This is a genomic window from Selenomonas sp. FOBRC9 (assembly GCF_000287655.1).
Taxonomy (GTDB): Bacteria; Bacillota; Negativicutes; order Selenomonadales; family Selenomonadaceae; genus Centipeda; species Centipeda artemidis.
The window spans coordinates 1-15357 of record NZ_ALJR01000001.1 but is presented as its reverse complement, the minus strand read 5'-3'; the positions used below and the strand labels follow the sequence as shown (position 1 = coordinate 15357).

General features: G+C 56.5%; 15 protein-coding genes and 1 tRNA gene. 1 reads left to right on the top strand and 15 read right to left on the bottom strand.

The genetic code is table 11. The annotated features are described in order from the left end of the window. Positions 1–13: 13 nt before the first annotated feature. From tyrS to HMPREF1147_RS00010, 15 genes are all read right to left on the bottom strand, one after another. The gene (gene tyrS, locus HMPREF1147_RS00080) at positions 14–1222 is read right to left on the bottom strand and encodes a tyrosine--tRNA ligase (RefSeq protein WP_009657171.1); all 1209 of its coding nucleotides are present in this window, start codon (positions 1220–1222) and stop codon (positions 14–16) included. An 18-nt stretch (positions 1223–1240) separates the two neighbouring features. Then, the gene (locus HMPREF1147_RS00075; protein ID WP_009657191.1) at positions 1241–3361 is read right to left on the bottom strand and encodes a transglycosylase domain-containing protein; all 2121 of its coding nucleotides are present in this window, start codon (positions 3359–3361) and stop codon (positions 1241–1243) included. Between the two features lie 448 nt (positions 3362–3809). Beyond that, positions 3810–4616: a response regulator gene (locus tag HMPREF1147_RS00070; RefSeq protein WP_009657182.1), complete on the bottom strand. Its 807-nt coding sequence runs from the start codon at positions 4614–4616 to the stop codon at positions 3810–3812. Positions 4617–4640: 24 nt separating this feature from the next. Continuing rightward, on the bottom strand, positions 4641–6299 hold the full coding sequence (locus tag HMPREF1147_RS00065; RefSeq protein ID WP_009657195.1) for a sensor histidine kinase: 1659 nt from the start codon (positions 6297–6299) through the stop codon (positions 4641–4643). A gap of 161 nt (positions 6300–6460) precedes the next feature. Next, a complete protein-coding gene (gene lysS, locus HMPREF1147_RS00060; RefSeq protein ID WP_009657197.1) occupies positions 6461–7972 on the bottom strand; it encodes a lysine--tRNA ligase in 1512 nt (503 codons plus the stop codon). 11 nt (positions 7973–7983) lie between these two features. Beyond that, on the bottom strand, positions 7984–8454 hold the full coding sequence (greA, locus tag HMPREF1147_RS00055) for a transcription elongation factor GreA (RefSeq protein ID WP_009438369.1): 471 nt from the start codon (positions 8452–8454) through the stop codon (positions 7984–7986). Continuing rightward, positions 8411–8767 carry a GIY-YIG nuclease family protein gene (locus HMPREF1147_RS00050; protein WP_009348728.1) on the bottom strand — a complete coding sequence of 119 codons (357 nt, stop codon included), beginning with the start codon at positions 8765–8767 and terminating at the stop codon, positions 8411–8413. The genes greA and HMPREF1147_RS00050 overlap by 44 nt, the downstream gene beginning before the upstream one ends. Then, positions 8767–9381, bottom strand: coding sequence for a peptidylprolyl isomerase (locus HMPREF1147_RS00045; RefSeq protein WP_037350912.1), 615 nt, complete (start codon positions 9379–9381; stop codon positions 8767–8769). Before HMPREF1147_RS00045 ends, HMPREF1147_RS00050 begins: the two co-directional genes overlap by 1 nt. A 35-nt stretch (positions 9382–9416) precedes the next feature. Continuing rightward, on the bottom strand, positions 9417–10139 hold the full coding sequence (locus tag HMPREF1147_RS00040; protein WP_009438408.1) for an MBL fold metallo-hydrolase: 723 nt from the start codon (positions 10137–10139) through the stop codon (positions 9417–9419). Positions 10140–10144: 5 nt separating this feature from the next. Further along, a complete protein-coding gene (locus HMPREF1147_RS00035; protein ID WP_009348720.1) occupies positions 10145–11068 on the bottom strand; it encodes a YitT family protein in 924 nt (307 codons plus the stop codon). Beyond that, entirely contained in the window at positions 11065–11712 is a 648-nt protein-coding gene (locus tag HMPREF1147_RS00030; protein WP_009438530.1) for a hypothetical protein, read from the bottom strand. Before HMPREF1147_RS00030 ends, HMPREF1147_RS00035 begins: the two co-directional genes overlap by 4 nt. Before the next feature lie 16 nt (positions 11713–11728). Then, on the bottom strand, positions 11729–12961 hold the full coding sequence (locus HMPREF1147_RS00025) for an aminopeptidase (RefSeq protein WP_009657173.1): 1233 nt from the start codon (positions 12959–12961) through the stop codon (positions 11729–11731). 1 nt (position 12962) lies between these two features. Then, a complete protein-coding gene (dtd, locus tag HMPREF1147_RS00020; protein WP_009348715.1) occupies positions 12963–13406 on the bottom strand; it encodes a D-aminoacyl-tRNA deacylase in 444 nt (147 codons plus the stop codon). Continuing rightward, complete coding sequence (locus HMPREF1147_RS00015) at positions 13391–14755, bottom strand: M18 family aminopeptidase (protein ID WP_009657174.1); 1365 nt, start codon at positions 14753–14755, stop codon at positions 13391–13393. The genes dtd and HMPREF1147_RS00015 overlap by 16 nt, the downstream gene beginning before the upstream one ends. A gap of 74 nt (positions 14756–14829) precedes the next feature. Continuing rightward, positions 14830–14906 (bottom strand) — tRNA-Pro (locus HMPREF1147_RS00010). A gap of 74 nt (positions 14907–14980) precedes the next feature. On the opposite strand from HMPREF1147_RS00010, the gene HMPREF1147_RS00005 reads away from it, so the two are divergent. Next, on the top strand, positions 14981–15357 hold a 377-nt coding region (locus HMPREF1147_RS00005), incomplete at its 3' end, for a helix-turn-helix domain-containing protein (protein WP_156791282.1).

Below are 15357 nucleotides of genomic sequence, written 5' to 3'. Positions count from 1 at the left end.
AGCTCCTTCTCTATCAACCAATTACTAGTTTATAGTGCTTCTTTTTTCCTTTTTTCAGAAACGCCTCTCCGTTGGAGAAATCGGCATCCCCGAGCACATAGTGTTCGTCGGACACGCGCAGGTCGTTGAGCGTGACACCGCCCTGTTGTATCAAGCGGCGCGCTTCGCCCTTCGAAGCAAATACGCCGCCGCGCGTGAGCACATCGACCAGTTTTTCGCCCGCGGCGCAGACAACTTTCGGGACATCCTCCGCCGCGCCGCCGCTGAAAAGAGCCTGCGCCGTGCTGCGCGCCTGCGCGGCAGCCTCTGCGCCGTGTACGATTTTCGTTGCTTCGTAGGCAAGGATTTCCTTCGAGCGATTGATTTCAGCGCCCTCTGCCGCGGATAAGCGGCGCACCTCATCCATTGGGAGATAGGTGAGCAGGGACAGACAAGTCTCCACATCGGCATCGTCTATGTTGCGCCAATACTGATAGAAATCATACGGCGAAGTTTTTTCCGCGTCAAGCCATAATGCACCGCCCGCAGTTTTTCCCATCTTCGTCCCGTCACTCTTTGTGAGGAGTTTGTTCGTGAGACCGAATACCGTTTTACTGCTCTTGCGGCGGCAAAGCTCGACGCCCGCAATGATGTTCGACCACTGATCGTCGCCCCCCATTTGCAGCCTACAGCCGTAACGGCGGTTGAGTTCGAAGAAGTCGTACGCCTGCATGATCATATAGTTGAACTCGAGGAATGTCAGCCCCTTTTCCCAGCGCTGCTTATAGCTCTCGGCGGCAAGCATACGGTTGACAGTGAAATGTGCGCCGACATCGCGCAGAAGTTCAATATAATTGAGACTGCGCAGCCAATCTCCATTATCCACCATAATCGCACGGTCCTCTGTAAAGTCGATGAAGCGCGCGACTTGTTTCTTGAAGCACTCGCAGTTATGGCGAATGGTCTCGTCGGTCATGACTTTGCGCATATCCGTGCGTCCGGACGGATCGCCGACGGTTCCCGTGCCGCCGCCCACAAGACAAATGGGGCGATGCCCCGCCTTCTGCAGATGCGACATCGCCATCAGGGCAATAAAATGACCGGCGTGAAGGCTGTCCGCAGTCGGATCAAAACCAATGTAAAAAGTGACCGGTCCTTCCGCCATGAGTTTACGCAGCGCCTCTTCATCCGTGCATTGTGCAAGAAAACCTCGTTCCTTTAGAATATCGATCGCATTTTGCATATAGACCCCTCTATCGCTTTAGTTTCTGCCCTTTTCTACCCCGGCGCCCCTCGTCGGAACCTCGTCGGAGGCAGACGGGGCACTGCTCGGAGACCGTGGTTCAGAGGCAGACCTATCCTTATTTGTTTTTTTTCTCGTTTTTTCATGATTTTTATCTTTATTATCCGAGGTATCCTTGTCGTCCTTATCTTTGTCCTTTTCAGAGTCATCATTCAAATCATCTAATTCGGACGCAGGCTTATACGATGCACTCCCCTCAAAGCTGCGTACAGGCAGGCGTTCATGTGCCTTAAGCATAAACGCGCGCCAAATCGCAGCAGGAGTTGTCCCCCCCGCCATGCCGTGCAGGTCGCTCACACTGTCGTTCCCAATCCAAACGCCCGCAACAAGATCCGGCGTATAGCCGATAAACCATGCGTCGTGATAATCGCTCGTCGTTCCCGTCTTTCCCGCTGCCGGTCTGCCGATATTCGCGCCTGTGCCGGTACCGCTCCGAATAACATCCGAGAGCATATTAGTCATGGTCGCGGCGTTCGCCGCAGAGATGACGCTCTTTTCTTGGCGTGTTGCCTCTTCCAATACCTTTCCCGTACGAGAGACAACTCGCAGCACAGCAACCGGCTCCACATGAATACCGCGATTAGCAAACGTCCCGAACGCACTGGTCAGCTCGAGAGGTGTAACGCCGCGCGTCATGCCTCCGAGCGCGGTCGCTAGGTTGCGATCATTCGTTGCACCATCTAGAACAAAGGTCGATATTCCCATTTCCTGCGCATAGTAAATGGCTTTATCAATTCCTATATCCTGCGCGATACGAACGGTTGGTACATTTAGTGACCAACGCACAACATCGCGCAAACGTACTTTACCGGAAAATTTGCGGTTATAATTCTGTGGCTCCCACCCGCCTACCTTGAGCGGTTTATCCTCAATCACCGAATCCGGCGTATATTTGTTTTCAAGTGCGGCGGCGAACACGAACGGCTTAAACGCCGATCCGGGCTGGCGCACCGCCTGTGTCGCACGGTTGAACTGATCTGTTCCGCGCCCGCCGACCATGGCTTTGATGTAGCCCGTATGGGGATCGATGGCGACCAACGCCCCCTGTGGCTGCACGATGCCGTTGGCATCGGTGAAGTAGGTCGGCAGGTTTTGCATCGCGTTCTCGGCAGCCGCCTGCATATCCATATCGATCGTCGTATAGATCTTTAGCCCGTCTTTATAGATGGCGTCGTCCCCATATTTTTCAACAAGGAGCTGCAGCACATAGTCTACGAAATAGCTTGCCACCCTAACGCCGTCATTGGAAACTTTAGCGATCGCAAGATCTTCTTTTTTCGCCGCGTTTGCCTCACTGTCGCTGATATAACCGTACTTCGCCATTTGATCGAGGACAACAGCTTTGCGCTGCTTTGCCGCTTCTAAATTGTTGAGTGGTGAATAGTAATTCGGACTTTTGGGAATGCCGGCAAGCATGGCGCATTCGTTGAGCGTCAGATCCTTGACGTCCTTCCCGAAATACGTCCGCGCGGCTGCCTGGACGCCATAGGCACCCTGCCCAAAGTATATTTGATTCATATAGAGCTCAAGGATTTCCTGCTTCGTATATTGACGCTCCAGCTGAAGTGCCAAAAACATTTCCTGAACCTTGCGCTTCAGCGTGCGATCCTGCGTCAAATAGGCATTTTTAGCAAGCTGCTGCGTAATCGTAGAGCCGCCCTCCGTGACGGTACGCCCGCGAATATTCGCCCAAACCGCACGCACGATGCCGCGTGGATCGATGCCCGCATGGTCGTAGAAGCGATTATCCTCAACCGCGACAAACGCATTTTGGAGATTCTTCGGAATATCGTTGATACTCACCGGCATACGATTTTCTGCCGCATGTATATTAGCGATCTCGTTGCCGTTGATATCATAAATCTGAGACGAAGCGGGCGGCACAATATCTTCCGCTAAATTCTGTTTTGTGTTCAAACTTGCCGTGAGAAAACCGCAGCCGACACCGATCACCATCACAAACAAAATGAGTCCTATAACAAGGATTGTCTTGCCTAGGATAGATCCTGTACTTGATTTACGCGAATTTCCTTTTGCTGTCTTCTTCATAGGTGCCTTTTTATCCGGCTGTTTATCCATCGTGCTCTCCTTGTGGGTAGTAACGACTCCATTATAATACAAAGTATTTCATCGTATCGTATTTCATAAGGCAAAAATCTCCTTATTATAAATTTACATGACACAATACTTATTATACCAATACACGCCGTAATTTCAATAGGATAATTAACAAAGACATCAGACGCTGTCTTTGCAAAACTTAATGGAACCCATACAACAAAACAGGACTGTTCCGCCAACATGATTGGACTTAGGAGAACAGCCCTATTATTTTGACCTAAAGTATCGGTAATGCTTTAGTTTGCCGAAATATACTCATAGACCAGTACATTGAACCTATACACCGCATTGCTGCAGATATTAAGATATCCATCTAGAAAATGATCTTTTACCGTACTTGTTACCTAATTTTAGAACATATTACATCATGAGATTTTCATTGTCAAGGCAGTGTATAGTTCCGAATTTATATCATGGTAGATACATCCTGTTTTATTTCCAAGCCTTGCTTTTTACAGTGTTTCATGAAGTCGGTCGGTGATTCGCCCGCATATTTTTTGAACACGGTGCAAAAGTTTTTATAATCGCCGAACCCGTTCTGCTCGGCGACCTCATAGACTCGGTAGATGCCTGTGGCAAGCTGCCGCGCCGCCATGTAGAGCCGCTGACGCGTAAGAGCTTCGCCGAAGGTCTGATGCGCGGCTTCTTTGAATTTGCGGCTGAGGTAGCTGGCGCTGACGCCGAACTCGTCGGCAAGCCGCTCGATGCTGAGACGTTCGGCAAACGACTGCCGGATGCGCTGCATGGTCTGCCGCACATAGGGGTTCATTCCCTCGTCGGCAAGCCAGTCCTGCCACGGCAGGGGCGCGACGGGAAGCGGGACGCCGGGAGCGTCGCCTCCCTGTACGCCCGCCGTCAGTTTTTCCATGAGTTTTGCGAGTTCGCGCTCGTCGACCGGTTTGAGCAAATAGTCCGCGGCGTCAAGACGGATCGCTTCGCGCGCATAGGTAAAGTCGCTGTAACTGGTAAAGAATACGAGCGCGCCCAGAATTCCCTCGGCGCGTGCCGCGCGCGCCATCTCGATGCCGTCCATGCGCGGCATCCGAATGTCGGTCATCACAATATCGGGATGCAGGCTGCGTATCATCTCAAGCCCCGCGCGCCCGTCCGCGGCATCGCCGACAACGACGCATCCCATACCGCTCCAGTCGATCGTATCGACGAGTCCGCGGCGGATGATCTCCTCATCCTCTACGATGAGCACTTTGCGCATCGTTTCCCCTCCTTTGCTCCGCTGCTAAATCCGCGCCGGACAGCGCATCTCGACGCGCGTTCCGCACCCCGCAGGGCATGTGATCCGCAGGCCGTATTGATCGCCGTAGAGGAGCTGAATCCTCCGGTGGACGTTGTGAACGCCCGTATGGATGGAGGTATTCTCTCCGCTTTTGAGCATTTCCTGCAGGCGCGCGAGCTTCTCCGGCGCAATGCCGGAACCGCTGTCCGCAACGGTAATCACGAGCAGGTTCCCCTCTTTTTCCGTATGCACGCGAATCCGTATGACGCCGGTTTCATCCGCTCCGTATTTGATGGCGTTTTCCACAACGGGCTGCATGATGAGCTTCGGCACGCGGCACGGCAGTGTTTCGGGCGCGATCTCCTCCTCGTAGGAGAGCTGCGTGCCAAAACGGCGGCGCTGAATCCGCAAATATCCCGCGAGATGATCTAAGTCCTCTTCCAAAGGAACATTGGTCACGCGCTCAATGCTGTATCTGAGGAGCGCCGACAAATCCATGACCATATCGACCGCCTCTGCGGGAGCAAGTCGTATCATGTATTTGATATTTTCCAGCGTATTGAAGAGAAAATGCGGGTTGAACTGCGATTCGAGCTGCCGCAGCTCGGAGACGACCTTCGCGCGCGTCTGCTCTTCGTTGAGCCGCAGCAGCTCTTTGATGCTGTCCACGGTTCTGTTGTAGGAGTTTGCGATCTCTTCGAACTCGTTGCCCGTCCTGATGTCGAGCCGGTGATTCAGACGCCCGCGGCGCACCTCATGAAACGCCTTCATAATCTCCTCGGCGGCCTTTGTCTTCCCCGTCGTCTCACGGCGGACGCGCATCAATATCGCGGGTGTCATGACAATGAGTACGCCGAGCAGGATCAAGGCACCGACGGCATACTGCCACAGGACGTGGGCAATCGGTGTGAAGGCGTAGACGCGGAACGCACCGCCGAATATATCCCGATGGGTTGCATAGAAGAGGCTGTCCTTGATATCCACGATGCCGTCCGCACCGCGCAGTTCGGCGCTGATTTTGTCAAAGTTCTCCGAACGCAGCTGCGGCAGGGTCGAGAACGGCGCATAGCCGTACGCGTCCACAATTGCCCAATGCGTATCGGGCGGCAGCTCCGGCGACATAAATGCCGCCTGCGGCAGGACGAGCGCGGCGTATCCCGTCACACGTCCGTCCTCCCAAAATGCGTGCCCGACGACAAGGTTCCATTCCTTTTCCCCCGCGCGCACGAACTCAACGACAGGCGCGCCCTCCGTGCGCATCCGCCGCAGGATTCCCCACGGCGTACGAAAATACGGCGGGGACGCCGTGTAGTTCGTAAATATGGTCTGCCCGTCGGCGTCGAGGAGGTAAAAATACGGGTGATCGGCACAGCGATTCACAATCGCGTAAAAATCGCTGTAAAACGCGCGCTGCGCTTCCCCGCCGGCATGCGCATCCGTGATCGAGAGCCGCGTCATATCGCTCACGCGGTCGATGTAATCGGTGACGGTCTCGCTGAAGATCTGCGCCGTGAGGTCGCGTATCTCTCCGTTGCGCCGAACGACGCTCCACTGCCAATTGAATATGCCCCACGCAACGCAGAGAAGCGCAACGACCGCGACCGGTACAAAGGCGTATCGTATCAGCGCCTCGCGCACCTCATCCTCTAGTCTCCGCCGCAAACGCTCACGCTCCTTTGCCGTACGATACGAAAATCACCGGATGATTTATCGTTTTTTATTATAACAAAAAGATTCTTGAAAGAGAAGTAAAGCACACAACAAAAGAGAGCGGTCGCCGTAATAGCGTCCGCCCTCTTTGTTTTTTTATTTGTCGGTAGAAATCACTCCGCAAGCGGCTTCATCGTCGGGAAGAGGAGCACGTCGCGAATGGAGGGGCTGTCCGTGAGCAGCATAACGAGGCGGTCGATGCCGATGCCGAGCCCCCCCGTCGGCGGCAGTCCGTACTCAAGCGCCGTCACATAATCGCGATCCATGACATGCGCCTCCGCATCGCCCGCTTCGCGCTGAGCGAGCTGATCTATAAACCGCTGTTCCTGATCGATGGGGTCGTTCAGCTCGGTGAATCCGTTGGCGAGCTCTCGCCCGTAGACGAAAAATTCAAAGCGATCCGTGATGCGCGGATCGTCCGGATTGCGCTTCGCGAGCGGTGAAATCTCCGTCGGATGCCCTGTGATAAAGGTGGGCTGGATCAGCGTCTCTTCCACCTTTTCCTCAAAAGCGGCGTTGAGGATTCCGCCGATGCCGTGCCGCTCTTCGAACGGGACGCCGATCTCCTTGGCCATGGCGCGCGCCTCGTCCACAGTCGTGCAGGAGAGGAAATCCCTGCCCGTGGCTTCGCACACCGCGTCGTTCATGCTGACGGTGCGCACCGTGCCGAGATCGATCTCGACGCCCTGATAAGTGATCTTCGTCGTACCGAGCACATCCTCTGCTGTGCGGCGCACGATCCCCTCCGTGATCTCCATGAGGTCGCGGTAGTCGCCGAACGCCTGATAGATCTCGATGGAGGTGAACTCCGGGTTGTGCCGGACGTCCATGCCCTCGTTGCGGAAGATGCGCCCCATCTCATAGACGCGGTCGAGTCCGCCGACGATGAGGCGCTTCAGGCTAAGCTCCGTAGCGATGCGCAGATAGAGGTCGATGTCGAGCGCGTTGTGGTGCGTGATAAATGGGCGCGCCGCCGCGCCGCCTGCGATCGTCGAGAGCACGGGCGTCTCGACCTCGAGGAAGTCGCGCTCATCCAAATAGCTGCGGATAGACCGGATGATCTTCGCGCGCTTGCGGAACGTATCGCGCACCTCGTAATTGACCATGAGATCGAGATAGCGCTGACGATAGCGAGTATCGACGTCTTTGAGCCCGTGAAATTTTTCCGGCAGCGGGCGCAGGGACTTGGAGAGCAGGTCAAAATCCTCGACGCGGACGGTGACTTCGCCGCGCCGCGTCTTGAACACGACGCCGCGGATGCCAATGATGTCGCCGATGTCGAGACGCTTAAACTCCTCTTTGTACTTTTGCTCGCCGAGGATGTCCTGCTTAAAGTAGATCTGTATGTTGCCCGTGCGGTCGTTGAGTGTGGAGAACGAGGCTTTGCCGTGCCCGCGGATCGCCATCAGACGCCCCGCGATGCACACCTCACCCCCCTCCTCGTCCTCGTCGAGATGGTCGTATTGCGCGCGGATCTCCGCCGCGTAGTCCGTGACCTCGAACCGATGCCCGAATGGGGCGACGCCCATTGCCCGGAACGCCTCCATCTTCTCGCGGCGCACACGCATCATCTCATTGAGATCCTGCTCCTGCGCCTCAGCCGTCTGCGCTCTCTCTTCTGCCATAGGTGTTCCTTTCACTTCTTGATGTCGACGATCTTATACCGGATCATGCCCGCAGGGGCGCTCACGTTGATGACTTTACCTATTTTCTGCCCGAGGAGCGCCATGCCGAGCGGCGATTCGTTGGAAATCTTGCCCTCGTCCGGATCCGCCTCCGTCGAGCCGACGATGAGGAAGGTCTCGTCCTCGTCGAACTCGAGATCTTTGACAGTGACGCGGCTTCCGATCGTCACCGATTTTCCGTCGCCCGCCTTGATGATGTCGGAGTTGCGGATTTTATTTTCGAGTTCCTGAATTTCTCCCTCGAGAAATGCCTGCTCGTTTTTCGCGTCGTCATACTCGGAGTTCTCGGACAGATCGCCGAGGGCAATCGCCGCCTTGAGCCTCTCCGCCACTTCGATGCGGCGGACACTTTTCAGATAGTTGAGCTTTTCGACGAGTTTATTGTACCCGTCCTCCGTCAGCATGACCTTCTTTTCCGTCATTCAAAATTCTCCTTTGCTCTGCGTCTTCCGTGTTGATATATGACAGCAGCGCCGCCATATTGGCACGACGCTCTCCTGCGCGGACGAGTGAGAGACGCTCACTGCGCCGCATCTTTTTCATTTCGTATTCTCTCTTTTGCGCTTCTTCCTTGGTCGCAAATGCTTCCGCATACACGAACTTCACCGGACGGCGCGCTCTCGTATACTTTGAACCGCTGCCGTCGTTGTGCGCGGCGAGCCGCCGTCGGAGATCGTTCGTCCACCCCGCGTACAGACTATCGTCCGCACAGGCGATGAGATATGCGTAGTTCATTATTCCGCGTCTTTGAGCGTGATTTTTTCGATAACGACGTCATGCACGGGGCGGTCGCCATAGCTCGTGCGCGTATGCCCGATCTCGCGCACAACGTCCATGCCCTCGACGACCTTGCCGAAGACCGCGTGATGATTGTCAAGCCACGGCGTCGGCGCGAGCGTGATGAAGAACTGACTGCCGCCCGTGTTCGGCCCCGCGTTCGCCATCGAGAGAATGCCCTCGTCGCTGTGTTTGAGTTCCGGATGGAACTCGTCGGGGATATGATAGCCGGGGCCGCCCGTCCCGTTGCTGCTCGGGTCGCCGCCCTGAATCATAAAGCCGTCGATGACGCGGTGAAAGATCAGTCCGTCATAGAAGCCTTTCTCCACGAGATCAATAAAATTCTTTGTGGTAATCGGCGCTTTATCTTCAAATAGTTCGACCTCAAAAGTTCCCTTGTTGGTCGTAAAAACTGCAATACGGTTTGCCACGATTCCGTTCTCTCCTTTTCCTTTATCCTGATCCAAAAGCATATTGAACGACATCCCCGCACTGCCGCTGTGCGCAGCAAAAAATATGCCGCCAATCACAACGACGAGACAGAGTGCAAGAATATAGAAATACTTCCCCATTCTACCGAAAGCCCCCTCATATTTCAATACATATTTCAAAAAGATTGTGTTTCCCCCGAAATACGCGGCGACCACACGGGAATCTCCCGCCCCGGCAGGAAGAAATCCGCCGGCGGCCGCCACACGGGATAGCCGACCGAGTGCATAGTAACGAGCGCATCCGGATAGGTCTCGGCGCAAAACTCCTTCGCCCCGCGATCCATCGAGGTCTCAAGACGCCCGTCCACAGGGAAGAACGCGAGGTCGAACGACAGCCCTTTGAGCCGCTTCATCTGCTTGCGGAATCCGTTTTCTGCGAGCTTGCGGTTCTCTGCGGTATCGCCGATCCAATCCCACCAGTTGAAATCGCCCGCATGGAAGATTCTGCGCCCGCGCGTCTCAACGAGGAACGACGTCCCCTCGTCGGTCGAAGAGAACGACGTGACGGCGATCGTATCGTCGTGCCACACGTCGTAGATCGGCATCCAGACAACCTTGTCCCGCGGGATGCGGGCAGCCCCCGGCACGTTCCGGATGTCCTCACTGAGGATGTAGCGCGTCGCCTCCGCTGCAAACTGTGCGATATGCGGGCTGAAATGATCAAAATGCGCGTGCGACGACAGGAAATATACCTTCGTATAGCCCCCTTTTTCGATCGCCTGCGGAACGACGCCCGCGGGATCGTCAAAGTCGTCAAAGATGAGCAGTACGTTGTCCACGCGGACGAGGAATCCGCTGTTGAGCAAATAGGTCACGTCGATCGTGTGTGCATCCGCCATACGCTTCACTTCCTTTCGTGTTCGCGTTCATCGTCGTCCTCGTCGGAGGCGGACGCATCGTTTTGATTGATGCGCCCGAAACCGCGCCCCATGACCTCGTTCGCGGACATGATGATGACGAACGCATGAGGATCGACGTTATGAACGATGAATTTGAGTTTTCCCACCTGCGTCGTTCCCACCGCGACAAAGACAACGTTGCGTTCCCTGCGCGTATATGCCCCCTGCCCGTGCAGGAAGGTGACGCCGCGGTGCATCTCATCGATGATGTTCTCCGCGATTTCGCGGTATTTGTCCGAGACAATGAGCACCGCCTTGCGGTGGTTGAACCCCGCGACGATCTTATCGACGACCGTCGCGTTGATGAACATATAGATGAGCGTGAACATCGCGGGCGCCATGCCGAACAGGAACGCCGCGATGAGCATGATGAGACAGTTCATCGCAAAGAGCACGCCGCCCATATGCAGGTCGTAGTATTTCCGAACGATGGCGGCGAGGATGTCAAATCCGCCCGTACTGCCGTTCATGCGGAACACGAGTCCGTAGCCGAGTCCCGCGAACACGCCGCCGTATACGGTCGTCAGCATCATATCGCTGACCGGCGCATACGCGTTCAGCGGGCGCGTGAGGTCGAGAAACGCCGAGAAGATCGCCGTGCCGATGATGATGTCGACCGTATAGCTCCGCCCCATCAGTTTCCACGCCATAAAGAGGAGCGGGATATTGTAGAGAAACGTCTGTATACCGATCGGCAGTCCGAAGAGGTAGTAGACGATCATCGCGATGCCCGTTGCGCCGCCCGTGAGCAGATGCGCGGGAATCAAGAAGAGGTTGATGGCGGAGCTCGCGATGAGACAGCCGAGCGCGATGCCCATGTATCGCATCGCGCGGTGTCCAAGGACACGCATATGCACATGGTGCATCATTTCGCATATCCTCCGAGCCGCACGGGCTGCTCCTTCGGCAGCGCGGACACATCGATGTTCTTTGCCGCGATGAAGCCGCTGCCGAGATCGAGCACATCGGCGGCGTCATCGTTCGCAAGCGCCATCTCATCCGCCTCCTCGTCGCTGAGCGGCAGCATCGTGATGCGCGCCGCCGTGAGGAATCCGCCCTCGGGATCAAGGTTCAGCACGAGATGCCAATGGGGATGCGACGGATGCGCATAAACGTAGCAGGTATTATCGTCGAGCATCTGCCGGGACGCCTTGCCGTACGTCTTAAAGATATAGCCGGTTGTCGCGCCCCGCCGCACATTTTTCCGCAAGCGGTATTGATCCCCGGAGAGCGCAATATCCGCGACGCGTCCGCTCCCCGCCGCAACGGCGACGGTCACATCGCCGTAGGTGCAGACGTTCAGACGGACGCCGCGCACATAGACCGTCTTTTCAAAGGAGGGCGCGCCCCACTTTTCACGCAGCGTCTGCTCCGTATCCCCCAAGGATATGCCCCGATAGGAGAAATCCGCGTCCTCGACAGCGCCCTTCGCCTCTGCGGGCACGGCGCAAAAAAGTACAAGCGCGCACATGACCATGAGACAAAGCCCGTATTGTTTGAAACTATCCTGCATCGCTCATACCTCTGCATCAGAATGCGAAATTCCCCTGCTCCATCACGCGGATCGTCCGCCCGTCGCGCGTGCGTCCTACGACGGAGAGATCCTCCGTACCGATCATAAAGTCCTCGTGGACGATGGAGTCGTTCACGCCCGCACGGCGGAGTTCGTCCTCCGTCATATCCTCGCCGCCCCTGATGCAGGTCGGATACGCCTTGCCGAGTGCAAGGTGACAGGAAGCGTTCTCGTCGAAGAGCGTGTTGTAAAACAGGATATTGCTCCGCGAAATTGGAGAATCATACGGCACGAGCGCAACCTCGCCGAGGAACGACGCCCCCTCGTCCGTCTCGATCAGCTTCTTTAGATGCTCCGCGCCGCGCGACGCCGTATGATCGACGACTTTTCCGTCGCGGAAGGTCAGCCGTATATCATAGATCACCTTGCCGTTAAAATGGAGCGGCTTTGACGCCGCCACCGTCCCGTTCACGCCGCCGCGCTGCGGGAGCGTGTAGACTTCCTCCGTCGGCATGTTCGCGGCAAAGAGCACGCCGTCCGCCGAATGCTCCGCGCCGCCCATCCAGAGATGCCCCGCGGGAAGCTCAACGCGCAGATCCGTCCCGAGACCGTTCGTATAATGCAGCTCTGCAAAATCGCATTGATTGAGAAACGCCGCGCGTTTTTGCAGCGTATCGATGTGCTCTTTCCACACCGCCACGGGATCGTTCTCCGGCGTAATGCGCACCGCCTTTAGAATCTCCTCCCAAAGCCGCGCGACGGCAGTCTCCTCCGCCGCCTCCGGGAACAGCTTGCGCGCCCACGCGGGCGTCGGCATCGAGACGACACACCACGTGTTGCGATTGCTCATCAATCGATTGCGGTAGTCGGCGAGCGCTTTGCCCGCCGAGAGCTGCGCCGCCGTTAATTTTTCGGGCGCAATATCGGAAAAAATATCCGGATCGCTTGCCGCGATGGAGATGAACGCCGCGCCGCGCCCCGCATGATCGTCGTAAAAGAGTTTGCGCCACGCGGGGAACTCCTCAAATCGCTCCATGGGCGCGTTTTGATAGCGAATGCGCTCGAACGCCTCGTCGCTCCAATGCACGGCGACGTCGTACGCACCCGCGGCGAACGCCTCCGCCGAGAGCGCACGAACGAACGCCGCGCATCCGATCGGCGCGCGTATCACGAGCGGCTGAGACGGCTGCAAATTGACGCCGACGCGGACGACAAGAGCCGCGTATTTCTTCAGAATATCCTCTCTCATCTCACACCTCATCCGTATCAAACAGGAGCGTAACGGGACCGTCGTTCACCGAGGAGACCTGCATGTCCGCACCGAACACACCGCACGCCACGGGCACATCATGCGCCCTCATGCACGCGATAAATTTCTCATAGAGCGGAATCGCCGTCTCCGGTTTCGCCGCGTGAGAAAAACCGGGACGCCGCTTTTTCAGATCGGCATACAGCGTGAACTGAGAGACGATGAGCGCGCTGCCGCCGACATCCGCAAGCGCGAGATTCATCTTGCCCGCCGCATCGGAAAAGACGCGCAGATGCACGATCTTCTCCGCGAGACGCGTCGCGTCCGCCTCCGTATCCTGCGGCGCAATGCCGAGGAGAATCAAATATCCGCGGTCGATTTGACCGCGCACTTCGCCGTCGATGCGGACAGCCGCCGCATTGACCCGCGTCACCACCGCGCGCATGTGACCGCCTCCCTTCCCGTCGTAATGTGTTCCATTATAACACGTTCGCCGTACACTGTCCTCTCATGTGGAAAAAAGGCGGTGAGGAGACGTGTCAGCGCATATTGATCGCGCATCCCCATCGTCTCGCGCGCGGAATGCATCCCGAGAATCGGCACGCCGACGTCCATGGTCTTCATCGGGAGGAGCGTCGATAGGATCGAGCCGAGCGTCGCTCCGCCCGGCGCATCCGAATGATTCGTAAACACCTGATGCGGGATGTCCTCACGCATACAGATGTCCTGCACCGCCGCGAACGCCTCGGGATCGCACGCATAGGACTGACTCGCGGCGACCTTGAGCACGACGCCGCGGTTCAGCAGCGGACGATTCGTCGGATCCGCCTTTTCGGGCGCATTCGGGTGCAGCGCATGGGCGACGTCCGCAGAGATGCAGACCCCGCCGAGCGCCGTGCGCAGGTATTCGTCCCGCGAGAACCCGAGCGCCAAATAAATGCGCTCCAGCATCATGGACAACGCCAAAGAACCCGCGCCCTGCTTTGTTCTGCTGCCGACCTCCTCGTTGTCAAAGAGCGCGGCGACGGAGACGCCCTCCGCCGGCGCCTGCGCGATCGCGTCAAAGCACGCCTTCACCGACGAGAGATTGTCGAGCCGCGGCGCGGAGAGGAACTCCTCACCCGATCCCACGAAACAGCCGCGCTCTGCCGGATAGACGTTCAAATCGTAGGAGAGGATATCCTCCGCGCGCACGCTAAGATGCTCCGCCAAGAGCGCGTGCAGCTTTTTCCCGTCGTCCGCCGCATCCCCCGCCCCATCCGATTGGAACAGCAGCGGCAGGAGGTCTTTTTGCGGCTTCAGCTCGACGCCCTCGTTCACCTTGCGGTTCATGTGGATCGCGAGGTTCGGAATGACGGCGAGCGGCCGCCGAAAATCCACAAGGCGCAGCTCCGGATGAAAGGCGTCCGCGCCGCGCAGCGTAACCGCGCCCGCGATGGAGAGCGGGCGATCGAGCCATGTATTCCGAATCAGTCCGCCGTAGGTCTCCACGTTGAGCCTTCCGTATCCTGCATCGCACATGACAGGATTCGGCTTGATGCGCAGACAGGGGAAATCCGTATGCGCACACGCCATCCGCAAGAGACCGCGCGGATTTTCCCCCACGGAGACGACAACCGCCCCCGTTCGAAAGAGCGGCAGATAGAATGTTTTGCCCGGGCGAATGCGCTCTATCGTGTCGTTCGTGATCCGCTCCCATGCGGGATTGGGATTTTGCGCCGCGTGATACGGCGAGGGCGCGGCATCAATAAACTCTATCAGCTCTTCTGCGCAGGCTCTCTCTGCTGCCGTCATAATGCGCTCCTCTCTCTGTGGTATAAACAGAAAAAGACCCGCCCATCGGCTGGTCTTTGTACTCCGAAAATAAATGGTCGGGATGACAGGGTTCGAACCTGCGGCCTCATCGTCCCGAACGATGCGCGCTACCAAACTGCGCCACATCCCGACAACGATAGTTATTTTAGCAACTTTTGAAAGAAAAATCAAGTGCTAACTGCAAGAAAAAAGAGGAAATTTCCCGTGGTTCATGGTAAAATGAAGTGGGACAGAAAAAAAGGACAGGCAGCGCTCAATGTGTTACAATGTTTTCACCACAAAAACAGAACAGAAGGTGCTGCCATGTCCCATACTCATTCTACCACAACCACGCGCTCATATAAACACCTAGACCCATATCGGCGCGGACAAATTTTTGCCCTCCTATCCACCGGTATGTCAAAGACTGACATTGCAAAGCAGGTGAAGATCTCCCGCTCTACCTTGTATCGGGAGATTACACGCGGCACTGTGACACAAATGCGCTCAGACCTTACCACATACCAAAAGTACTTCCCGGATACGACACAAAAAAACTATGAGGCAAATCGTCGCGCTTCTAGAAAGCCGTATAAGATACA

Coding starts and splice junctions, on each gene's coding strand:
- HMPREF1147_RS00015 (WP_009657174.1), bottom strand. CDS start 14,755: ATGACGGCAGCAGAGAGAGCCTGCGCAGAAGAGCTGATAGAGTTTATT.
- lysS (WP_009657197.1), bottom strand. CDS start 7,972: ATGGCAGAAGAGAGAGCGCAGACGGCTGAGGCGCAGGAGCAGGATCTC.
- HMPREF1147_RS00035 (WP_009348720.1), bottom strand. CDS start 11,068: ATGATGCACCATGTGCATATGCGTGTCCTTGGACACCGCGCGATGCGA.
- HMPREF1147_RS00045 (WP_037350912.1), bottom strand. CDS start 9,381: ATGGGGAAGTATTTCTATATTCTTGCACTCTGTCTCGTCGTTGTGATT.
- HMPREF1147_RS00040 (WP_009438408.1), bottom strand. CDS start 10,139: ATGGCGGATGCACACACGATCGACGTGACCTATTTGCTCAACAGCGGA.
- HMPREF1147_RS00030 (WP_009438530.1), bottom strand. CDS start 11,712: ATGCAGGATAGTTTCAAACAATACGGGCTTTGTCTCATGGTCATGTGC.
- greA (WP_009438369.1), bottom strand. CDS start 8,454: ATGACGGAAAAGAAGGTCATGCTGACGGAGGACGGGTACAATAAACTC.
- HMPREF1147_RS00050 (WP_009348728.1), bottom strand. CDS start 8,767: ATGAACTACGCATATCTCATCGCCTGTGCGGACGATAGTCTGTACGCG.
- tyrS (WP_009657171.1), bottom strand. CDS start 1,222: ATGCAAAATGCGATCGATATTCTAAAGGAACGAGGTTTTCTTGCACAA.
- HMPREF1147_RS00075 (WP_009657191.1), bottom strand. CDS start 3,361: ATGGATAAACAGCCGGATAAAAAGGCACCTATGAAGAAGACAGCAAAA.
- dtd (WP_009348715.1), bottom strand. CDS start 13,406: ATGCGCGCGGTGGTGACGCGGGTCAATGCGGCGGCTGTCCGCATCGAC.
- HMPREF1147_RS00070 (WP_009657182.1), bottom strand. CDS start 4,616: ATGCGCAAAGTGCTCATCGTAGAGGATGAGGAGATCATCCGCCGCGGA.
- HMPREF1147_RS00025 (WP_009657173.1), bottom strand. CDS start 12,961: ATGAGAGAGGATATTCTGAAGAAATACGCGGCTCTTGTCGTCCGCGTC.